Raw genomic sequence first — 20,839 nt, forward strand, 5'->3', positions numbered from 1 at the left:
ACTTACCAAAGAAGCCGCCCGACCCGACGGGGTCAGACCAGACGGCAAAAACAATCTGGCACAAAAACGCCAAACCATATAATTTAGCTCGACACACTGTTGAGTTCTCAAAGGACACCCGCACCACATCACCGACCGCGAAGCCGAATCCGAAGGCGGATCATCTTGTATCCTGCGACCCCTGAAGTTAACCACACCGACTCAGTCGGTCCCTAACCGGGGGGTCTCACTGTCCGCGGGGCCTGTTGGCCGGGCCTCGGTGGGCCCGTCCTGTCCGGCTCTCTCGCTGACAAGGAATAAGTTACGGCACGGTGTCCGGCGCGGTCAAACCGGGGGGTCCCCCGGGGTCGCCGACGGCGTCGTCGCAGGTCAACGGGCGCGGGCCAGGCGAACAGCAGGTTGCCGACAGGATCTCGCATGCAGATCCCGGCATCAACGAGTATCGGTGACCCCGGTCACTCCCGCTGTCGTGGACGTTGGTGACGTGGTGTCATCGTCGGTCGGGACACCTACGAATCGGGCTTTCACCTGCGACGATGCCGCTCCCGCGTACCCGCTCCCATGGGTGTGCCCGAGCGTGGACTTCCGGCGCATCCACCTCTCGACGTCCACTCGGACGCCCACATCCGGTGCGTACCTCCCGCTCCGTCCGCTTCGTCCCGCCCGGCCCCACCGTGGGCCGGGGCATCGCCCGCGCGTGCGTGGAAAGAGCCCCGGCCTCGCGCGTGTGCGCGCGTGACGGGTGCGCGTGGAAGGACGCATGGCGCGGCGGGACGCCGGCGGGGCACACGGCGGACGGGGGCTCGGCGCACTCGCACCCCGCGACGCCCGATCGGGCCCGGCGACCACCCCCGGGTGGTCACCTCGTCGCCACCGGTACGGAGAGCACGCCCCACGTCACCGCATCAGGGGGGTATCCCGCGGACCGCTGCGCGCGTTGGGCCCTTCGAGTGCTCCTCGCCCGTCGGCCAGCAGCGCGTCGGGGGCGAATGCGCGTCGCGACGGTGCGAGGAGCACTCCCTGTATCCGGACCCGGGTGTCACGTCCCCCGGTCCTGCGACGACTCCTCCCCGCGGGTTCCCGCCGCGTCGCGTCGCGTCCGGGTGCCCAGGACTACCGTCACCGTGCGCGCCGGACCGGTGTGGCCGGAGCGGCGTCGGGTACCCGGCCGCAGCACGGGCCACGGGAACGATGCGTGACCCGACGAGGTGGAGGTGAGCGGTGGACCCGCGGGACGACGCACCGGAGACCGCAGGACCGGCGCGGATCCCGACGGCACTCACGATCGCGACCGGCATCGCCTGGCGCGGGCTCATCGTGGCGGCGGCGGTCGCCGTCGTCGCGTGGCTGCTCGCGCAGCTGTCCCTGCTCGTGCTCCCCGTGGTGCTCGCCCTGATCCTGGCCGCGTTGCTCGCCCCGATCGCACGGGTACTGACCCGGGTCCCCTACCTCCCGCGCTCGGTGGCGACGGCGATCGTCGTCATCGGCGGGATCGCGACCACCGCCGGCGTGCTCTCCGGGGCCGTGGCCGCGTTCCTCGCAGGTCTCCCCCAGCTCTCCGCACAGCTGACCGAGACCGTGCTCGTCATCCGCGACCGGCTCGCGGGTCCGCCGTTCCGGGTGGACGACGACCAGCTCGCCGCGCTCTCCCAAGGCGTGCTCGCCACCCTGCAGCGCAACCAGACCGAGCTCGCGAACAACGTGCTGGGCGCGGTCGGCACGGCGGGCGAGCTCGCGGCCGAGACGCTGCTGATGCTGTTCACCCTGATCTTCCTGATCCACGACGGCCCGCGGATCTGGCGGTTCCTGCTCGGTGCGGTGCCCCGTACCTCACGGACCCGGGCCGACGTGGCGGGACGGCGCGCGTTCGCCTCGCTGGTCGGCTACACGCGGGCGATCGTCGTCGTCGCGGCGGTCGACGCGGTGACCGCAGGCGTCGGGCTGTGGCTGATCGGTGTGCCCCTGGTCGTCCCGCTCGCCACCCTGATCTTCTTCGGCGCCTTCGTGCCGACGATCGGGGCGTTCGTGACCGGCGTCGTCGCCGTCCTGGTCGCGCTCGCGTCCGGCGGCTGGGTCGATGCGTTGCTCGTGCTCGGCCTGCTGGTGCTGGTGCAGAACGTCGAGGGGTACGTCCTCCAGCCGCTGCTGCTCGGCCGTTCGGTCCAGCTGCACCCGCTCGCGGTCGTCCTGCCCATCACCGCAGGGCTGTTGCTGGCCGGGATCCCGGGTGCGCTGCTCGCGGTCCCGGTGGTGACCGTCGCCGACGCGGGGGTGCGCTCGCTGCGCAGGCCGTCGGACGCGAAGCTGCGCGACCCGGATCGGATCGACCCGCTCGACCCGCGCTCGGCGCGGCCGCCCCGGGCCCCGCACGGGCCGGGGCCTGCCCCGCACACCCGGGAGGCATGACCGGCGCTCCGCGGTTTCGTGTCGTGCACAACCGGATATCCCCGAGGTGCCCCGCACGACAGAACGGAGAACCACGTCGTGTCATCACTCGGATCCGATTCGCGCCGTCTCGACGGTCTGCACCGCCTCAGCAGCGCCGTCGTCGGAGTCGTGCTCCTGGTCTTCGGAGTGCTCGGCTTCCTCGGCGGCCTCGAGTTCTTCTCCACCACCGGGTCGCCGGTGCTCGGGATGAGCACCAACGGCCTGCTGTCCACCGCGTCGGTCGTGTTCGGCGCCGTCCTGCTCGCCGCGGCGGTCCGGGGCGGGCGGCTCGCGTCGACGACCAGCGTCGTCGTCGGCGCGCTGTTCCTGCTGTCCGGCGTCGTCAACACGGTGCTCATGACCACGCCGTACAACCTGCTGGCGTTCCGCATGCCGAACGTCGTGTTCAGCCTGGTCGTCGGCCTGGTCATGCTGGTGCTCGGCGCCTACGGCCGGTTCAGCGGCCGGCTGCCCGACGACAACCCGTACGCCGCCGAGCAGCGGCGCACCGTCGACGCCGAGACCGGGCAGGACCGTGACCAGCAGCTTCCGCGGACCGCAGCCGACGCCGAGGCGGCCCGGTCGCTGGCCGAGGCCGAGCGCACCGTGGCCGCGGGCGGCGGGAGCGACGAGCTGCGCCGCACCCTGGCCCGCATCGACACCATCCGCGACGTCGAGCAGCGCCGCGCAGCCTGGCGTGAGCTGACCGAGCACGGGCCGACGCCCGCGTGACACTGCGCCACCGCCACCGCCACCGCCACCGCCACCGCCCGGACCGCACCGGGTCCGGGCGCACGGCGGAGCACCAGCCGGAACCGGTCACGGCACGTCCGCCGCACCGGATCGACCGGCCGCTGCTCCACCAGTACTGGGCCGACGTCGTGTTCCTGCACTGGCGCGCCGACCCGGACGCCATCGCGCCCGGACCACCGTGCGGACCGGGCAACGGATCGGGCGGCCGTCGTCGCTGGAGCAGTTCCTCACCGCTCGCTGGGCGCTGCACACCGCTCGTCCGCTCGGAACGGTCCGCCGGCGCAACACCCGTCCCGAGTGGCCGCTGCACCGTGCGGAGCTGCTGGAGCTCGACCAGGATGTCGTCGCCGCGGCCGGGGTTCCTCCGGTGGGCGGCGTCCCCGAGAGCGTGCCGGCCTCGCCCGGTCTGCCGGTCCGGCTCTCGGGTCGGCGCCGGATCTCGGCCGAGACCCCGGCGACCCGGTCACGGGGAGGGGTTTGCCTCCAGCACGACCGGGTAGCGTGCAAGGTCACGGGCCGATCAAGGTCGCCCTGCGACCAGCACCGACCCGGGGAAGGCAGGAGCTGACGTGACCGACGTCGAGCCGACGGCCGGCGAGCCGACCGCCACGGTCGACGCGCGCTGGGCGGACGCTCCCTGCGCGGCGCTCACGGTCGGCACCGACGGGACCGTCGACGGCGCCAACGCCGCCGCCGAGGCGCTGCTTCCCCAGCTGCGCACCGGGGAGCCGCTGTCCCGGGTCGCCCCCTGGCTGGCCACCGCGAGTGCCGCCTGCGGCGAGCGGCCGGACGCGTTCTCCGACGTCGTCGAGGGCCGGGCGATCGAGGCCCAGCCCGTCTCCCAGCCCGACGGCTCGGTCACCTGGTGGCTCTTCGACGTCACCGACGTCCGCTCCGTGCGCGACGAGCTGCGGATCGAGCAGGCCCGCGCCGCGTTCCTGTCCGAGGCCTCCGCCGCGCTGCTGGGCTCGCTCAACCTGACCCGCTGCATGGAGGTCACCGCCGGTCTCGCGACCAGCCGGCTGTGTGACGGCGCGCTGGTCATCACACCCGCGGCACGCGGCCAGTTCCAGATCGTCACCTCCGTCGCCGGGGAGGGGGCCGCGCCACGGGGCTCCCACCTGCGGCTGGACCCGGAGGAGGTCCCCGGCCTCGCCGAGGCCCTGCAGGGCTTTCCCCCGGTGCCGTCGCGCTGGATCGACCCGCTGACCGCGCCGGCCTGGGTCACCCCGGCCGGTTTCGGCGAGGTCGGCTCGATCGTCGTCACCCCGCTGCCCGGCCACGGCATCCCGGCCGGTGCGCTGATCCTGCTGCGCCGCGCGGGCTCCGGTCCGTTCAGCGAGGGCGAGGAGGCCACCGCACGCGAGTTCGCCGGCCGCGCCGGGCTGGCCATGTCCGCGGCCCGGATGTTCGCCCAGCAGGCCGCGATCACCGAGACCCTCATGCGGGAGCTGCTCCCGCCGGAGCTGCACCAGATCGGCGGCGTCGAGTTCGCCGGCCGCTACCGGCCGTCGCAGGACAGCGAGCGCGTCGGCGGCGACTTCTACGACGTGCACCCCGCCGGGCGCGGCTCGGAGGCGGCCGAGGAGACCCTCGCCGTCCTCGGCGACGTGTGCGGCAAGGGCCTCGAGGCCGCCGTGCTCACCGGCAAGATCCGCAGCTCGCTGCACACGCTGCTGCCGATGGCCGGTGACCACCTGCGCATGCTGCGGCTGCTCAACGACGCGCTGCTGAGCGAGGACCACGCCCGCTTCGTGACCCTGGTGCTCGCCTCGGTCGCCCGCCAGGGATCCGACGTGCACCTGCGCCTGACCTGCGCCGGTCACCCACCACCGTTGATCATCCGGGCGGACGGCCGGGTCGAGGAGGCCGCCACCAGCGGCACCCTGATCGGTGCGCTGCCCTCGATCGAGGCGACGACGGCCGAGGTCCGGCTCGCGCCCGGCGAGGTCTGCCTGCTCTACACCGACGGCATCACCGAGGCCCAGGGCGGCCCGATGGGCCGCGACCTGTTCGGCGAGGACCGGCTGCAGCGTGTCGCCGCGGAGTGCGCGGGGATGCCGGCCGAGGCCGTCGTCGAGCGGGTGCAGATGAAGGCCACCGAGTGGGTCGGCCGCAACGGGCACGACGACATGGCCGTCCTCGCCATCACCGCGCCCCGCGGGCAGCACCTCACCGCCGTCGGTGGGCACGGCCGTGGCAGGTACACCGCATGACCGGCTCCCCCTCCGGCGACGGGGACACGGCCGGGCAGTACCGCGACCTGCTCTGGGACGCGGTACTGCGCGGCGACGAGTACGCCGCCGTCGACATCGTGGTGGACGCCCTGCGCGACGGCCTGGGGGCCGAGTGCGTGCTGCTCGACGTCATCGGCGCCGTGCAGCAGCGGGTCGGCACCGAGTGGGCCGCGAACAACATCACGGTCGCCCAGGAGCACGCCGCCACCGCGATCAACGACCGGGTCATCGGCACCCTGGCGCTCACCAACGGCCGCGGCTCGGGCGAACGCGGCCGGGTCACCGTGGCCTGTGTGGACGGCGAGTGGCACGCGCTGCCCGCCCGGCTGCTGGCCGAGGTGCTGCGGCTGCGCGGCTTCACCGTGGACTATCTCGGCGCCCAGGTCCCGACCCAGCATCTGATCACCCACCTGCACCGGACCGGCCCGGATGCGGTCGCGCTGTCGTCGATGATCGCGACCCGGCTGCCCACCGCGCACGCGACGATCTCGGCCTGCCAGGCCGCGGGTGTGCCGGTGATCGTCGGGGGCGCCGCGTTCGGTGCCGAGGGCCGCTACGCCCGGTTGCTCGGTGCCGACGCCTGGGCGCCCGACGCCCGCGCGGCGGCGGCGACGCTGACCGCCGGCCTGCTCGCGCCGTCGCACCCGCACACCCAGCCGATGGACGACCTGCCGCACCTGGCCGACCAGGAGTTCACCCTCGTCGACCGGAACGCGCCGAAACTCGTCGCCGCCGTCATGGACCGGCTCGCCGAGCGGATCCCGGCCATGCGCGACTACGACGACGAGCAGACCCAGCGCACCGCCGAGGACGTCCGGCACATCGTGGACTTCCTGGCCGTCGCGCTCTACACCGGCGACGCCGAGCTGTTCACGTCGTTCCTCGCCTGGACCGCCGACGTCCTCGCCGCCCGCGGGGTGCCCGCGACGGTGCTGCCGCCGACGCTGCGGATGCTCGCCGCGGAGCTGCGCGACTTCGCCCGGGCGAGCGACGTGCTCGCAACCGCGCTGCAGGCGCGCGCCGACGCCGACGCCGCGGCGTCAGCCGGCTCCACGGACTCCCCGGACGCCGTGACCTCAGCCGACCCGGCCGACGCTCCCCCGCTCCGAACCGGAAGGCCCGCATGAGCGACCCGCGAGAGCTCTCCCTGACCTGGTCGCGCCCGCAGGCGGGCGTCGTGGCCGTCCGGCTGGCCGGTGCGCTGGACTACGACACCGTCGACGCGCTGACCGAGGACGTGCGGCAGCTGCTCGACGCCGAGGCCGGCCGGATCTCCGAGCTGCGGCTCGACTGCGCGGACCTGGCCTTCTGCGACTCCACGGGACTGTCGTCGCTGCTGATGATCCGGCGGGACACCGCACGGAACGGCGTCGAGCTCGTCCTGGACCGCCGCAGCGGCGCCCTGGACCGGCTGCTGCGCGTCACCAACACCCTCGCCTACCTCGTCGGCGGCAGCGCCCGTACCCGCGAGGAGCAGTTCGACACCTGACCCACCCGGGGACATGGATCACTGCCCGGCGGACATACATGCCGTGGTGGCGGGTACCCGCCTCGTATGACGACACCGGACGCAGCGGGGACCGCCGGCGCCGAGGATCTCGACGACACCCGTGCGGTCCCGACCGAGCAGAGCGACACGCCGGTCGACGAGACCCCGGACGGCGACGGCGTCCACCTGGGCGCCCAGCCGGTCGACACCGGCGCCTGACGACCCCGCCCGGTCGAACTCGATCAGAATCCCTGGAGGGAACCACCATGGCCACCGTCCGTTACACCGTTCCCGGCCTCGAGCGCGGCGACGCCGAGAAGGTCGTCGAGCTGCTGCAGAACCGCCTGCACGCCCTCAACGACCTGCAGCTGACCCTCAAGCACGTGCACTGGAACGTGATCGGGCCGAACTTCATCGCCGTGCACGAGATGCTCGACCCCCAGGTCGACACCGTCCGTGGCTTCGTGGACGACATCGCCGAGCGTATCGCGACCCTCGGCGGGTCCCCGAACGGCACCCCGGGCTCGCTGGTCAAGGAGCGCACCTGGGACGACTACTCGATCGGCCGTGACGACGCGATCGCCCACCTCGGCGCGCTCGACCTCGTCTACGACGGCGTGATCAAGGACCACCGCACCGCGATCGAGAAGACCGGTGCGCTCGACCCGGTCACCGAGGACCTGCTCACCGGCCAGACCGGCGAGCTGGAGCAGTTCCAGTGGTTCGTCCGGGCGCACCTGGAGAACTCCGACGGCTCGCTGAAGTCGGCGGACGCCTCCAGCGAGACCGACGCGGCGGCCGAAGCCCGCTGACCGTCGGCACCCGCTCCACGCCGGTCGGCCCGGTCCCGCACACCGCGGGGCCGGGCCGATTCGCGTATCGGGGTCAGGCCTCGTCGCCGGCGCCGACCCACAGCGCCTCGGCCAGCGTCGGGCCCCACTCCTGCTCGGGCCGGGACGTGCGGCCGGTGCCCTGGCGGCGCACCCGCACGACGTAGGGGCCCTCGAACGGGCGGCGCTCCAGTAGGTCGACGCGGTCGCCGAGGCGGACGTCGTGCTCGTCGAGGTAGCGCAGGATCGCGGGGTCGGTGTCGTCGACCCGGACGAGCGCGCCGCCCTCGCCGTAGCGGAGCTCGGGCAGCCGGCGGGCACGCACCACGGGCAGCGAGCCGTCCCGGCGCGGGATCGGGTCGCCGTGCGGGTCGAAGTCCGGGTGGCCGAGGCGGTCGTCGATCCGGTCGAGCAGCCGGTCGGACACCGCGTGCTCGAGTTCCTCGGCCTCCTCGTGGACCTCGTCCCAGGCCAGGTCCAGCTCGGTGACCAGGAACATCTCCAGGAGCCGGTGCCTGCGGACGACGGCGAGCGCGGACGCGCGCCCCTCCGCGGTGAGCGTGATGCCCGCGTAGCGGGCGTGGTCGACCAGCCCGGCGTCGACGAGCTTGCGGACCATGCCCGACGCCGACGGCGACGACACCTTCAGCCGTTCGGCCAGCGCCGAGACCCCGACCGCACCTTCCCAGCGCTCGGCCAGCAGGAAGATCGTCTTGAGGTAGTTCTCCACGGACTCCGAGTGACGCTCGCCGGCCGGGTCCGTGCTCATGGGTCCACGGTATCCCGCCACCGGCACGCCGAACCCCCCGGATCGGGGGATCGTGAGGCCGTCCGGCCCGTCACCGGTCGGTACGGGCCCCGCCGAACCAGGCCGGGTCGAGCTCGGCGGGAGCGCCGAGCGTCGCACCGAACGCGAGGCCGTTGACCGCCGCCACCAGCAGCGGCCGGTGCGGTGGGGCCACCAGACGGGCCGCGACGGCGGCGAGCGCGTCGTCCCAGCGGCGCACCTCGGCGGCCAGGTCGTCGCGGCGGGCGGCGAGCAGCAGCAGCTCGTACTCGGCGATGGTCTGCTGGCGGTCCTGGGCGCCGCACTCGGCGAGCATCGCGGCGAGGTCGTCCAGGGTCGCGACGGCCTCCAGCCGGGCGACGTAGCGGTCGTTGACCGCTGTCAGCGCCGCGACGAGCAGCTCGTCGACGCCGTCGAAGTAGTAGAGGACCGCGCTCGGCGGCACCCCGGCCTCGGCCGCCACACCACGCTGGGTGACCGCGGCCACACCGTCCCGGCCGAGCAGGCGCAGCGCGGCGTCGAGCAGTGCGCGGCGGCGCCGTTCGCCCTTGGCCCGGCGCCCGTCGGCGACCTCAGGCATTCGCGCCGCCGGTCTCCAGCGCGAGGACACCCCCGATGACCAGCACGATCCCGCCGATCTGCACCCAGGTCAGCGACTCGCCCAGGAACATCGCCCCGATCACGGCGACGAGCGCGACACCGGTCGCGGCCCAGACCCCGTAGGCGACGCCCAGCGGCATCCCCCGGGCGAGGGCCTGGGACAACGACCAGAAGGCCAGGCCGTAGCCGGCCAGCGTCACCAGCGAGGGCAGCAGCCTGCTGAACCCCGCGGAGAAGCGCAGCGCGACGGTCCCCGTCACCTCGGCGACGATCGCCGTCACCAGCCAGCCCCACATTTCCGGATCCTCCTCATCTGACGTCCGTGTCCGACGGTACGCCGGAAGTGGAGCGTTCGCTCAAGTTTGTGTGACCACCCACTCGACGGCATCCATTGTCGATTTCGCCGGTTACGGTCTGATCGTGAGTACGGAGAGCACACGGAACGGCACACTCCGCACGAACGGGTTCCCGGTCCCGCGCCCACCCGGTGACGACACACACGACAGGCACGGCACGCACGACGGCTCCGACACGGACGACGCCCCGGCTCCCGGCACCCGGGAGACCGTGGACCGGCTGATCGCACTGCGGCGCCGGCTGGAGCGCAGCGACCTGCGCCCCGGCCCGGTCGTCGACGCCGCGTTCGGCGAGCTCGTGGGGCTGTGCACCCATCCCCCGCGCGGCTGCGGCGCGGACGTTCTGGACCGGCTCGGTGCGCACGCCGACGCGCTGCGCGCCATCGCCGCGGCAGGTGAGGGCCACATGGAGCGGTACTGGTCGGCGCGGATCGCCGCGGCCCCGGACCCGTACGCCGAACTGCAGCGGTTCCCCTACCTGGCCAACTACGAGGATCTCGTGCAGCTCGAGCTGGCGGCGCTGGACGCCGCGTGCGTCCCGCGGCCCGGCCGGGTCGTCCTGCTCGGTTCCGGTCCGCTGCCGCTGACCGGCCTGGTGCTCGCCACCCGGTACGGCGCGGAGGTGCTGCACGTCGACCGGGACGCCGACGCCGTCGCCGCGGGGTCGGCGATGGCCGCCGCGACCTGCATGGACGCCGGCGTACGCAGCCTCGTCGCCGACCTGGAGGCCCCCACCCTCGACGACGAGCTGGTCACCGAGCTGGGCCACGCCGACGTCGTCCTGGTGGGTGCGCTGGTGGGCGCCGACGCCGCCGCGAAGGCCGAGGTGGTCGCCCGGCTGGCCGCGGTCGTCGGCTCCGGCGCCCATCTGCTCGTGCGCTCGGCACACGGCCTGCGCACGCTGCTCTACCCGGAGATCGGCCCGCTCGACCTGCCGTCCTGCGAGGTGCTGGTCGAGGTCCACCCGCACACCGAGGTCGTGAACTCGGTGCTCGTCGGCCGATGTCGGTGACCCGGCGGGCCGGCCCTGCAGGAACTGCAGGGCGACCGGTCGTCGGCGTCGGCGTGGTCGCCGAACGCCCGGACGGCCTGATCGCCGTCGGCCACCGCGTCACCGCGGGCGAGACGCCCACCTGGTCACTGCCCGGCGGACACCTGGAGAGCGGCGAGACCCCGGTCGCGGCGGCGCTGCGCGAGCTGGCCGAGGAGACCGGGGTCGTCGCCGCACGGGGTGAGCTGGTCGGGCTCTGCGTCCGGCTCGACGGCAGCGGGGTCACCCTCGCCGTGCACGTCCCCGTCCCCGCCGACGCCGAGCTGCACGTCACCGAGCCGCACGCGGCCGACGAGTGGCGCTGGACCGGCCCCGGCACGGTGCCGGAGCCGGTCTTCGTGCACACCCGGGCGGTGCTCGCCGTGTGGCGTGACCCGGCGGCTCCGCTCGCGGGCTGGGACCTGCACGGCGTCGGGCCCCGCTGAGCGGCGAGCTACTCCGCCTGGGCGGCCTTCAGGGCCGCATGCTCCAGCTCGGCGTCGTTCGCCGCGCTCAGGTCGACGTCCGCGGTGCCGGCGAGCTGCTGGTAGAGCTCGTGGTGCTTGGTGTCCAGCCGCTCGACGAAGCCGGCGGCGGCGTCGGACTTGCCGCGCCCGTGGCCGAGGACGACGAACTTCCGGCCCTGCAGGTCGTTCTGCAGCGCCTTGGCCAGGTCGTCGAAGTAGGTGACCAGGTCCTGCTCGTCGTCGTGGCCGGTGTGGCGCTCGACGGTGCGCAGGTGGTGTCCCTGCGCGGTGTGGTCGCGGACGTCGTGCTCGGTGTCGGTCACCTTCACCGCGTCCAGGTCGAAGTCCAGGACGCGGGCGTTCTTCTCGTCGATCGCCACGGCGATCACGTGCCCGAGGGACTGCCCCTCGCCCTGGGTCTCCGGCTTCGCCTTCAGCAGGTGCCGGGCGCGTTCGACGTCCTCGATGGACACGCGGCCGTCGTGCGGGCGCCGGAAGACCTCGCGGTGCCCGTTCATCGTCACCGACAGCCGGTCCCCCGACTCGTTCTTCACCTCGTCGGCGATGTCGGACCACAGGTGCTCGAACTTGTCCCACTCGAGGTCGCGCGGGGCCGGGGTCCCGACCAGTGCCTCATAGGTCTTGCGCGTGTGTGCGTTCACGGGGTCCACTCTCCACTCGTCCTGCGTCCTCCGCAGTGCTACCCGCGCCCGGGTGGGGGGTCAACGTCGCCGCAGACGCGGCACGAGGAGGACCTGCAGCCCTGTTCTGCGGAACAGCGAATCCTGTCCGTTCCCACATGCGGAATCAGGGATCGCAAATACCCTCTCGAGTCCTATCTGTACTGCCTATCAAACCATCGTTTATGCAGATCAGAGGGTGTGGGGACTCACCGCACAACGCGTTTGCAAGATGTAAGATGAAGGCCATGGCGCGGTTCCGCGAGACGTGGGAAGCCGACGGTTTCACCGTCGGCGGTGGGCCGTGCCCGTCCGTCCCGTCCGACGGCGACGGACCGCCTTGGCCGCACTCCTGCGTAGCGATCCGGTGAGCGTGACCCGGCTACCGGCCCTCCGGGGCCCCGACGCCGGCGCCCACCGGACCCACCACTCGGCCTCCGCAGCTACAAGCGCCACATCACCTACAGGAAGGGAGCGGTCGTGAGCATCGACCACACCCCCCGGAAGACCACGACCGAGGCTCCGGAGGAGGCGACCACCCGCGGCAAGCGTGGGCCCGTCAAGGTTCCGGGGCGCGTTCCCGGCCTGATGACCAACGTCCCCCGTCAGGGTGGCTTCGGCCCGCCGACCGACGGCGCGTGGTCGAGCAAGCCGTACCACCACGCCGCCGCCTCCTGGGGCGCCGCGCAGTCGGTGGGCAAGATCCTGGTCAAGGAGCGCGAGCTCGGCCGGGGCACGCACTCCATGTTCGTCATGAACCACGCCAACGGCTTCGACTGCCCGGGCTGTGCGTGGCCGGACGACAACAGCCTGACGCTCGACTTCTGCGAGAACGGCGTCAAGCACGTCACCTGGGAGATGACGCCGAAGCGCGTCAAGCGTGAGTTCTTCGCGAAGCACTCGGTCGCCGACCTCGCCGACTGGACCGACTTCGACCTCGAGAACGAGGGCCGGCTCACCGAGCCGATGGTCTACGACCCCGAGACCGACCGCTACAAGCCGATCTCCTGGCAGGGCGCCTTCGACCTGATCGGCACCGAGCTGCAGAAGCTCGACAACCCGAACCAGGCGTCGTTCTACACCTCCGGCCGGCTGAGCAACGAGGCCACGTTCCTCTACCAGCTCATGGCCCGCGAGTACGGCACGAACAACCTGCCGGACTGCTCCAACATGTGCCACGAGGCCTCGGGCCGCGCGCTCTCGGCGTCGATCGGCACCGGCAAGGGCACCGCGGACATCCACGACTGGGAGGAGGCCGAGTTCCTCCTCATCATGGGTGTGAACGCCGCCTCCAACGCGCCCCGCATGCTGACGGCGCTGGCCGAGGCCACCCGTCGCGGCGCGACCATCGTGCACGTGAACCCGCTGGTCGAGGTCGGTTCGACCAAGACCATCGTCCCGCACGAGATGGTCGACATGGCCCTGTTCAAGGCCACCAAGACCTCGAACATGAACGTCCAGGTCCGCCCCGGTGGCGACCTCGCGCTGCTGCGCGGCATGGCGAAGGTGGTGTTCGAGGCGGCCGAGACCGACCCGAACGCGCTGGACCACGAGTTCCTCGCCACCTACACCAACGGCATGGCCGACTACCGCGCCATGGTCGACGCCACCAGCTGGGAGGAGATCTCCGAGCAGACCGGGCTCGACGAGGCCGTCGTCCGCAAGGTCGGCGAGATGTACCTCAAGTCGAACAAGTCGATCATCAGCTGGTGCCTGGGCGTCACCCAGCACGAGCACGGTGTCGACTCGGCCCGCGAGATCGTCAACCTGCTGCTGCTGCGCGGCAACATCGGCCGTCCGGGCGCCGGCCCGTCGCCGGTCCGTGGCCACTCCAACGTGCAGGGCAACCGCACCTGCGGCATCGACCACCGTCCGGACGAGGGCTTCCTCGAGCGCCTGGACGAGGTCTGCCGCATCACCTCGCCGCGTGACCACGGCCTCGACACCGTGACCAGCATCGAGGGCATGCACGCCGGCACCGTCAAGGTCTTCGTCGGCATGGGCGGCAACTTCGTCATGGCCGCGCCGGACACCTCGTACACCGCCGCGGGCATGCGCAAGTGCGAGCTGACCGTCCAGGTCAGCACCAAGCTGAACCGGAGCCACCTGGTCCACGGCCGCAAGGCCGTCATCCTGCCCTGCCTGGGCCGGACCGAGAAGGACCAGCAGCCCGCGGGCCCGCAGGGCATCACGGTCGAGGACGCGATGAGCGAGGTGCACATCTCGGCGGGCAAGCGTCGCCCGGCGTCGAAGCACCTGATGTCCGAGCCGGCCATCATCTCGGGCATCGCGGCCGCCGCGCTGCCGAACAGCGCCACCCCGTGGCAGTGGTACGTCGAGGACTACGACCGGATCCGCGACGTCATGGCGCGCGTGCTCCCCGGCTTCGAGGACTTCAACGCCAAGGTCCACAAGAAGGGCGGCTTCCGCATCCCGCAGCCGGCCCGTGAGCGCGTCTTCCTGACCCCGTCGGGCAAGGCCGAGTTCTCGCTGGCCCCGCTGCCGAACGTGGTCCCGGCCGACTCCGAGACGCTGGTGCTCCAGACCATGCGGTCGCACGACCAGTGGAACACCACGATCTACTCGAACAACGACCGCTACCGCGGCATCAAGAACCTGCGTGAGCTGGTGTTCCTCAACGACGACGACATGCGTCAGCGGGACATCCACGAGGGCGACTTCGTGGACATCACCTCCACCTCGCGCGACGGTTCGCAGCGCGTCGTCAAGCGCTACCGTGCCCTGCGCTACGACCTGCCCAAGGGCAGCGCCGCCGGGTACATGCCGGAGATGAACGCGCTGATCGGCATCGCCGACTACAGCACGCAGAGCGACCAGCCGCTCATGAAGAACGTCCAGGTCACCATCACCAAGAGCGAGGCCTGAGCACGACGTACTTCCGCGGTGCCGGCCCGTAGGCCGGCACCGCGCCGTACCGGTCCCAGCTCCGGTACGGAGCTCCACACCACTGCCGTCCGCCGAGCCCTCGGCGGGCGGCAGTTCGGTTTTCGGCAGCTTCCCGGCGGGAGCCGACGTAACAGACGCATGACGGAGGTCCGGGCCACACCGCTGCCGCGGCATGGTCGGAACTCCGTTCTGCGGCATGGCATCCACTATAGATCCGCATCCGCGGATTCTCCAGCCTTCGTAACCCGCATCGTCGGTTCAGTTACGTGGGCGACATCACCGGCGAACCACAGGACAGAGCGTCTCGGTGCGAGCAGAGCATCGAACACTGTGCCCGTGTTGACGCCCCGCACGGCAGGCAGAGCATCTCCCTACCAACCGACCAGGGAGACACCCCCGCCATGTCTGCACCCGTCCTTCGCCGCGGCCTGCGCGGCTTCGGCACGCTGCTCATCATCCTGTCGGCGATCAGCCCCGCGTCGTCGGTCTTCATCATCGCGCCCGGGGTACTCACCACCGCCGGTTCCGGGGCCTTCATCAGCTTCGCCGCGGCCGCCGTCGTCGGCGTGTTCATGGCCTTCGTCTACGCCGAGCTGTCCTCGGCGTTCCCGCTCGCCGGCGGGGAGTACGCGATGGTCACCCGCACGCTCGGGCGGCTCCCCGGCTTCGTCGTGCTCGGGCTGATGATCGTCACCCAGATCATGATCGTCGCGGTGATCGCGCTCGGGATCGGCCAGTACGTCGGGGCGGTGATCCCCGGCGTGTCCGGGACGGTCGTCGCCGCGGTGGTCTGCCTGGTCGCGGGCGGTGTCGCCGTCTTCGACGTCAAGGTCAACGCCTGGGTGACCGGTGTCTTCCTCGCCGTCGAGCTGCTCGCGCTGGCCGTGGTCTGCGTGCTCGGTTTCATGAACTCGGCACGGCCGTTCAGCGAGCTCGTCCTGCACCCGGTCGGCGCCGACGGCAGCTCGGTCGGGATGGGCGCGATCGTCGTCGCCACCTCGGTCGCGATCTTCGCCTACAACGGCTACGGCTCCGCCGCCTACTTCGGCGAGGAGACCCAGGACGCGGCCAAGAGCATCGCCCGCATCGTCATCCTGGCCCTGCTGGTGACCGTGCTCGCCGAGATCCTGCCGGTCACCGCGGTGCTGATGGGTGCGCCGGACCTGCCGGCCCTGTTCTCCGCGGAGAGCATGATGACCTACTTCGTCAACGTGCGCGGCGGCTCCACGCTCGAGCTGGTGCTGAGCATCGCGGTCGCCCTGGCCATCGCCAACGCCGTCCTGGCGATCATGCTGCTGACCTCGCGGCTGATCTTCAGCACCGCCCGGGACCGGGCCTGGATCCGGCCGATCAACCAGTCGCTGTCCACCGTGCACCCGAAGTTCGGGACGCCGTGGATCGCCTCGCTGGTGGTCGGTGTCCTGTCCGCGGCGCTGTGCTTCGTCGACGAGCAGGTCCTGCTGGTCGCGACGAGCAGCGGGATCGTCGTGGTCTGCGCGATGCTGTGCATCGGCGCGATCGTCGGCCGCCACAACGGCTCCACCGCGCACGGGATCTACAAGATGCCGCTGTTCCCGCTGGCCCCGGTGCTGGCGTTCCTCGCCCTCGCGTTCGTGGTCTACCAGAGCGCGCTGGACCCCGACGTCGGCCGGCCCAGCCTCTACGTGACCGGTGGCATCGCCCTGCTCTCGGTCGTCTACTACCTGGTGCGGTTCCGCAACCGCGGCGGCTGGCAGGTCGCCGAGGACGCCGTCGAGCCGGTCCCCGCCGTCGCGGCCGACTGAGTCCGCACCCGGCATCATCTCCGCACGACCGCACGACCTGCGGCGAACCACAGAACGACGTGAACGACACAGAACGACGCAGAACGACACGGAGGACCCATGACCATCCGCGCGCGTGACCTGGGCATCGCCCCGGCCGGCCGCCCGGGCCCGAACGACGCGATCACCGACGTCCCCGGGGTCGAGGTCGGTTTCACGACCCTCGTCGAGGGCACGTCGGTCCGTACCGGGGTCACCGCCGTCCTCCCCCGCGGGAAGGCCGACTTCGGCACCCCGTGCGCGGCCGGGCGCTACTCGCTCAACGGCAACGGCGAGATGACCGGTACCGCGATGATCGACGAGAGCGGCGCGCTGCCGCTGCCGGTGCTGATCACGAACACGCACGCCGTCGGGCCGTGCCACCGCGGCGCGATCGACTGGGTGGTGCGCGAGCGCCCGGACTCCCCGCCGCGCTGGCTGCTGCCGGTCGTCGCGGAGACCTGGGACGGCTACCTCAACGACACCGACGCCTCCGTCGTGCGGCCCGAGGACGCGGTCGCCGCGCTCGACGCCGCCGCGTCCGGGCCCGTCGCCGAGGGTTCGGTCGGCGGCGGCACCGGCATGACCTGCTACGGCTACAAGGGCGGCACCGGCACGGCGTCGCGGGTGGTGAGCTACGCCGGGCAGGAGTTCACCGTCGGAGTGCTGCTGCAGGCCAACTTCGGCGACCGCGGCGAGCTCACCGTCGCCGGTGAGCGCGTCGGCGTGGCGGACCTGGCCGAGGACGACCCGATGTCCGACACCTCCTGGCTCGCCCCGGCCGGCGCCGGCTCGGTGATCGTGATCGTCGCGACCGACGCCCCGCTGCTGCCCAACCAGTGCCAGGCGCTCGCCCGCCGGGTGCCGTTCGGCCTGGCCCGCACCGGCACCACCGGATCGCACTTCTCCGGGGACCTGTTCCTGGCGTTCAGCACGGCCAACCCGGGTGCGCTGACCAGCCACTTCCCGCGGGCCGACGACGCCGAGTTCGAGACCCTGAGCTTCGTCCCGTGGGGCCGGATCGACCCGTTCTACGAGGCGACCGTCCAGGCCGTCGAGGAGGCGGTGCTCAACGCGCTCGTCGCCGCCGAGGACATGACCGGCAACGACGGGCACCGCGTCCCGGCGATGCCGCACGAGCGGTGGAAGACGCGCGTCGACGCCTGACACCCCCGAGCCGCGGCGTGCGGCGGTCACCCCCTCGGCCGCCGCACGCCGCCCCGGCTCTGCTCACCTCCTGCGCCGTTCGGCGGATTCCGCACGTCGCAACGGATCTCTACGGTCGTCGCATGTCGCATCTGCGCCGTCTCGCTCCCGTCGTCGCCGCAACAGCGGTCCTCCTGACCGGCTGCGCCTCGGCGGAGGCCACGGCACCGGCCCCGCCTCCCCGGCTCCCGCGCCCGCGGCGGCACCGGCGCACGCGCCCGCCGGGGCGGTCTCGGTGTCCGGCGACGTCCGCGCCCCGCGCAGCTACGACCGCGCCGCGCTCGCGAAGCTCCCCCAGAAGACCGTGCACGTCCGCTACGGCAGCGCGAAGGGCCCGCAGCAGCACACCGAGACCGGGGTGCCGCTGGCGTCGCTGCTCCCGGCGGACGCACTGGCGACGACGAAGGACAAGAACGACCAGCTCTCCTTCGGCGTGCTCGGCATCGGCGCCGACGGGTACCGTGCGCTGGTGTCCTACGGCGAGGTCTCCCCCGACTTCGGCAACCGCGGGATCCTGGTCGCGATCACCGAGGACGGCAGGCCGCTGGCGCAGCCGCGGCTGGTGGTGCCGGGGGACGTCAAGGGCGGCCGGTACGTCAGCAACCTGGTGGAGCTGAAGGTGGTGCGGGTCGCGGGGAAGTGACCCGCTACCGCCACTCCCGCGCGATCGCCTCCAGCCGCTCCCGGTGCAGCGCCCGGTAGCCCGGTTCGTCCCGGCTGATCAGCGGCGCCCCGTCGGCGTAGCCGGCCGTGCCGTCGATCAGCTCCCGCACGACGTCGGCGTGCCCGGCATGGCGCTGCGCCTCGGCGACGGTGTGCAGCAGGACGTGCTGCAGCGTCGTCCGCCGGGTCGCAGCCGGCCACCACGGGACCTCGCCGACGGCGTCGAGGTCGCGGCTCTCGATCACCGCGTCCGACGCGGCGCACACCCGCTGGAACAGCTCCACCACCTGCGCGCGGGGCTCCTCGACCGAGGCCCACATGTCGGCGTCGGGTTCGGCGTCGTCGTCGGTCCAGGGCAGGACGACCGGGTCGGGCCGGCCGAACGCGGCGCCGAAGTGTCCCCACTCGACGGTCGCGAGGTGCTTCACGATGCCGAGCAGGTTGGTGCCGGTGTCGACGAGCGGGCGCCGGACGTCGTAGTCGGAGAGACCGTCGAGCTTCCAGACGACGACCTCGCGCGCCAGCTGCAGGTGGGCGTGCAGATCGGCCTTGAGGTCGGGTGAGGACATGGTCAGCAGACCTCGCAGAACCGCAGTGTGTTGCCCGACGGGTCGATGACCTCGAGCGTCGGGCCGCCGGGATCCACGAGCGCCGCTCCCTCCGGTAACGCGGACGTGTGTGGTGCCGATCATACGGATGCGTTCGCGATACCTGATCGCGCGGACGCGCTCCCCCGCTCCTCCCCGTAGAACGTGAGCCCCGACCGTGACCTCCCCCGACTCCCCCACCCGCATGCGGCGCCCCGCCCTCCTGCTCGCCGGCATCCTGATCGCCGGCGGTCTCGCCGTCGCGTGCGGCGGCGACCCGGACACCCCGGCAGCGGCACCGCCGCCCGTCGAGACACCGACGACCATTGCTCCGACGACGACGTCGGAGACACCGACCACGACCGCCTCACCCACCCCGACCAGCACGTCCGCGGTCCCGACGACGGTCGAGGACGTCGATCTGCGGGGCTGCGACGGGTTCAGCTCGCAGTCCGCGGCGCAGGCGGCACTGCGCCCCGGCAACACCGCGCGCCTCGATCCCGACGCCGACGGCCAGGCCTGCGAGGTCTACTTCTCCAGCCGCGGCGGCGCGAACCGGAACGGCAACGCGAACTCGGGATCGGGCTCCGATTCGAACTCGAACGACGACGACTCGGCGTCGAAGCCGGATCGCGACAGCGGCAGCAGCAGCGGCGGTGGCACCCGTCCGCGCACCGGCCACTCCGGACACCCGTGCCTCGCCGGCGAGCGGGACGGCGACAACGACGGCTACTGCGGCGAGGGCCGATGAAGCCGGTCAGACGACCGGCTCGATCTCCACGTCCAGCCGGTCGTACCCCCGCAACCCGTTGTTGATCATCGGTTGGCGGTCGGTGATCGCGAAGTGCGCGACGCGGTCCGCGAGCCGCTCCAGCAGCGCACCCATCTCGAGCCGGGCCAGGTGGATGCCGACGCACACGTGCTCGCCGCGGCCGAACGCCAGCTGGTCCGACGGCCGCCGGGTGATGTCGAAGCGGTCCGGGTCCGGATAGTGCCGCTCGTCCCTGTTCGCCGAGCCGAACAGCAGCGCGACCCGTGCGCCCGCCGCGAGCGGGACCCCGCCGATCTCGTGGTCCTCGGTGAGCACCCGGCTGAACTGCGGCACCGGGGACTCGATCCGCAGCGACTCGTTGATCGCGTGCGGGATCCAGCTGCGGTCCGAGCGCAGCAGGTCCCACTGGTCGGGGTTCTCGGCGAACAGCGCGATGGTGTTCGCGATCGCGAGGATCGTGGTGTCCAGGCTGGGCGTGACGTAGTCGAGCATCATCACCGGGCACTTGTCGCGCGGGATCTCGCCGCGGTCGGCGGCGTCGTAGAGCTGCGCGGCCCAGCCGTCCGGGTCGATCTTGCCGGGCACCGCGTCGTTGAACGCGAACCCCATGAACTCCTCGACGACCGGCCCCGCCGCAGCCGCCCGCTCGTCGGCCGGGCCCTGGGTGTTCCAGATCGCCGCGGCCCACTCCAGCATCTTCTCTCGGCCCTGGTCGGGCAGGCCCACGAGATCGGAGACGACGGTCATCGGCAGGTACTCGGCCAGCTCGGTGACGGCGTCGAACCGGCCCCGGGCGACCAGCCGCTCGACGACCTCGTCGGCCTCGGCCTCGATCCGCGGCGCGACCTCGCGCATCCGGTCCTGGCGCAGCGGCCGCCCAGCACCGAGCGCATCGCCGTGTGCTCGGGCGGGTCGCTGCACAGGGTGATGCCCTCGAGCTGGGCGTTGACCCCGGGATCGACGAACACCCCGCGCGCCGAGGAGAAGGTCCGCCAGTCCATGAGCGCGGCGCGCACCTCGTCGTAGCGCGGGAGGGCGTAGAGGTCGTAGCGGGACAGGTACACGACCGGCCCGAGGTCGCGGAGCTCGGCGTAGATCCCGTACGGATCGATCCGGGCCTTCGCGGTGTAGAGGTCGACGTCGCTGCTCGGGATGTCCCCCACTGCCATGGACCTCATCTCCGTCGGGCGCAGTCACCGCGCGTGTCCACTTGTCACCCTATGGGGGAAGTGGGCGGATGATCCAT

Annotated in this window: 23 protein-coding genes; 16 read left to right on the forward strand and 7 right to left on the reverse strand. The window is 72.3% G+C overall.

Translation table 11 applies throughout. The features are described 5' to 3' along the window. The 9 genes from ACLE50_RS08415 to ACLE50_RS08455 all read left to right on the forward strand — a co-directional run. Positions 1 to 185, forward strand: a 185-nt coding sequence (locus ACLE50_RS08415) for a hypothetical protein (RefSeq protein WP_410942868.1), incomplete at its 5' end; no start/stop codon positions are given. Between the two features lie 1,036 nt (positions 186 to 1,221). Next, positions 1,222 to 2,406 carry an AI-2E family transporter gene (locus ACLE50_RS08420; RefSeq protein WP_410942869.1) on the forward strand — a complete coding sequence of 395 codons (1,185 nt, stop codon included), beginning with the start codon at positions 1,222 to 1,224 and terminating at the stop codon, positions 2,404 to 2,406. A 78-nt stretch (positions 2,407 to 2,484) separates the two neighbouring features. Continuing rightward, complete coding sequence (locus ACLE50_RS08425; RefSeq protein ID WP_410942870.1) at positions 2,485 to 3,159, forward strand: DUF4383 domain-containing protein; 675 nt, start codon at positions 2,485 to 2,487, stop codon at positions 3,157 to 3,159. A 160-nt stretch (positions 3,160 to 3,319) separates the two neighbouring features. Beyond that, entirely contained in the window at positions 3,320 to 3,748 is a 429-nt protein-coding gene (locus ACLE50_RS08430; protein WP_410943250.1) for a DUF2071 domain-containing protein, read from the forward strand. Position 3,749: 1 nt separating this feature from the next. After that, a complete protein-coding gene (locus ACLE50_RS08435; RefSeq protein ID WP_410942871.1) occupies positions 3,750 to 5,396 on the forward strand; it encodes a PP2C family protein-serine/threonine phosphatase in 1,647 nt (548 codons plus the stop codon). Next, a complete protein-coding gene (locus tag ACLE50_RS08440) occupies positions 5,393 to 6,544 on the forward strand; it encodes a cobalamin B12-binding domain-containing protein (protein WP_410942872.1) in 1,152 nt (383 codons plus the stop codon). The genes ACLE50_RS08435 and ACLE50_RS08440 overlap by 4 nt, the downstream gene beginning before the upstream one ends. After that, positions 6,541 to 6,906 carry an STAS domain-containing protein gene (locus ACLE50_RS08445; RefSeq protein WP_410942873.1) on the forward strand — a complete coding sequence of 122 codons (366 nt, stop codon included), beginning with the start codon at positions 6,541 to 6,543 and terminating at the stop codon, positions 6,904 to 6,906. The genes ACLE50_RS08440 and ACLE50_RS08445 overlap by 4 nt, the downstream gene beginning before the upstream one ends. Positions 6,907 to 6,972: 66 nt before the next feature. Further along, positions 6,973 to 7,125 carry a hypothetical protein gene (locus tag ACLE50_RS08450; protein WP_410942874.1) on the forward strand — a complete coding sequence of 51 codons (153 nt, stop codon included), beginning with the start codon at positions 6,973 to 6,975 and terminating at the stop codon, positions 7,123 to 7,125. A gap of 47 nt (positions 7,126 to 7,172) precedes the next feature. Beyond that, positions 7,173 to 7,718 (forward strand): Dps family protein, encoded by a 546-nt coding sequence (locus ACLE50_RS08455; RefSeq protein ID WP_410942875.1) that lies wholly within the window; start codon positions 7,173 to 7,175, stop codon positions 7,716 to 7,718. A 73-nt stretch (positions 7,719 to 7,791) separates the two neighbouring features. On the opposite strand, the gene ACLE50_RS08460 is transcribed toward ACLE50_RS08455, so the two are convergent. The 3 genes from ACLE50_RS08460 to ACLE50_RS08470 form a co-directional block, all read right to left on the reverse strand. Beyond that, positions 7,792 to 8,505, reverse strand: a complete 714-nt coding sequence (locus tag ACLE50_RS08460; protein WP_410942876.1) for a metal-dependent transcriptional regulator — start codon at positions 8,503 to 8,505, stop codon at positions 7,792 to 7,794. 70 nt (positions 8,506 to 8,575) lie between these two features. Further along, a complete protein-coding gene (locus tag ACLE50_RS08465) occupies positions 8,576 to 9,103 on the reverse strand; it encodes a TetR/AcrR family transcriptional regulator (RefSeq protein WP_410942877.1) in 528 nt (175 codons plus the stop codon). Next, positions 9,096 to 9,419 carry a DMT family transporter gene (locus ACLE50_RS08470; RefSeq protein ID WP_410942878.1) on the reverse strand — a complete coding sequence of 108 codons (324 nt, stop codon included), beginning with the start codon at positions 9,417 to 9,419 and terminating at the stop codon, positions 9,096 to 9,098. Before ACLE50_RS08470 ends, ACLE50_RS08465 begins: the two co-directional genes overlap by 8 nt. Positions 9,420 to 9,543: 124 nt before the next feature. Here ACLE50_RS08470 and ACLE50_RS08475 point away from each other — a divergent pair, with 124 nt between their 5' ends. After that, positions 9,544 to 10,491: a nicotianamine synthase family protein gene (locus tag ACLE50_RS08475; RefSeq protein ID WP_410942879.1), complete on the forward strand. Its 948-nt coding sequence runs from the start codon at positions 9,544 to 9,546 to the stop codon at positions 10,489 to 10,491. Next, positions 10,482 to 10,955, forward strand: coding sequence for an NUDIX domain-containing protein (locus ACLE50_RS08480; RefSeq protein ID WP_410942880.1), 474 nt, complete (start codon positions 10,482 to 10,484; stop codon positions 10,953 to 10,955). The genes ACLE50_RS08475 and ACLE50_RS08480 overlap by 10 nt, the downstream gene beginning before the upstream one ends. 8 nt (positions 10,956 to 10,963) lie before the next feature. On the opposite strand, the gene ACLE50_RS08485 is transcribed toward ACLE50_RS08480, so the two are convergent. Continuing rightward, positions 10,964 to 11,638 carry a hypothetical protein gene (locus tag ACLE50_RS08485; RefSeq protein ID WP_410942881.1) on the reverse strand — a complete coding sequence of 225 codons (675 nt, stop codon included), beginning with the start codon at positions 11,636 to 11,638 and terminating at the stop codon, positions 10,964 to 10,966. Between the two features lie 498 nt (positions 11,639 to 12,136). Here ACLE50_RS08485 and ACLE50_RS08490 point away from each other — a divergent pair, with 498 nt between their 5' ends. From ACLE50_RS08490 to ACLE50_RS08505, 4 genes are all read left to right on the forward strand, one after another. Further along, on the forward strand, positions 12,137 to 14,542 hold the full coding sequence (locus tag ACLE50_RS08490; protein ID WP_410942882.1) for an FdhF/YdeP family oxidoreductase: 2,406 nt from the start codon (positions 12,137 to 12,139) through the stop codon (positions 14,540 to 14,542). Between the two features lie 422 nt (positions 14,543 to 14,964). Beyond that, the gene (locus tag ACLE50_RS08495) at positions 14,965 to 16,347 is read left to right on the forward strand and encodes an APC family permease (protein ID WP_410942883.1); all 1,383 of its coding nucleotides are present in this window, start codon (positions 14,965 to 14,967) and stop codon (positions 16,345 to 16,347) included. A gap of 99 nt (positions 16,348 to 16,446) precedes the next feature. Further along, positions 16,447 to 17,532, forward strand: a complete 1,086-nt coding sequence (locus ACLE50_RS08500; RefSeq protein WP_410942884.1) for a DmpA family aminopeptidase — start codon at positions 16,447 to 16,449, stop codon at positions 17,530 to 17,532. Positions 17,533 to 17,806: 274 nt separating this feature from the next. Continuing rightward, on the forward strand, positions 17,807 to 18,214 hold the full coding sequence (locus ACLE50_RS08505) for a molybdopterin-binding protein (RefSeq protein ID WP_410942885.1): 408 nt from the start codon (positions 17,807 to 17,809) through the stop codon (positions 18,212 to 18,214). A gap of 4 nt (positions 18,215 to 18,218) precedes the next feature. Here the strand turns inward: ACLE50_RS08505 and ACLE50_RS08510 are convergent, their stop codons facing one another. After that, positions 18,219 to 18,803 carry a DinB family protein gene (locus tag ACLE50_RS08510; protein ID WP_410942886.1) on the reverse strand — a complete coding sequence of 195 codons (585 nt, stop codon included), beginning with the start codon at positions 18,801 to 18,803 and terminating at the stop codon, positions 18,219 to 18,221. Between the two features lie 196 nt (positions 18,804 to 18,999). On the opposite strand from ACLE50_RS08510, the gene ACLE50_RS08515 reads away from it, so the two are divergent. Then, positions 19,000 to 19,572, forward strand: coding sequence for a hypothetical protein (locus ACLE50_RS08515; protein ID WP_410942887.1), 573 nt, complete (start codon positions 19,000 to 19,002; stop codon positions 19,570 to 19,572). A 6-nt stretch (positions 19,573 to 19,578) separates the two neighbouring features. Here ACLE50_RS08515 and ACLE50_RS08520 read toward each other — a convergent pair whose 3' ends face one another. Both ACLE50_RS08520 and ACLE50_RS08525 read right to left on the reverse strand, forming a co-directional pair. After that, the gene (locus tag ACLE50_RS08520; protein ID WP_410942888.1) at positions 19,579 to 20,448 is read right to left on the reverse strand and encodes a cytochrome P450; all 870 of its coding nucleotides are present in this window, start codon (positions 20,446 to 20,448) and stop codon (positions 19,579 to 19,581) included. Continuing rightward, positions 20,337 to 20,762 carry a cytochrome P450 family protein gene (locus ACLE50_RS08525; RefSeq protein ID WP_410942889.1) on the reverse strand — a complete coding sequence of 142 codons (426 nt, stop codon included), beginning with the start codon at positions 20,760 to 20,762 and terminating at the stop codon, positions 20,337 to 20,339. Before ACLE50_RS08525 ends, ACLE50_RS08520 begins: the two co-directional genes overlap by 112 nt. Between the last annotated feature and the right edge of the window lie 77 nt (positions 20,763 to 20,839).

Source organism: Pseudonocardia phyllosphaerae (assembly GCF_046546475.1).
Lineage (GTDB): Bacteria > Actinomycetota > Actinomycetes > Mycobacteriales > Pseudonocardiaceae > Pseudonocardia > Pseudonocardia phyllosphaerae.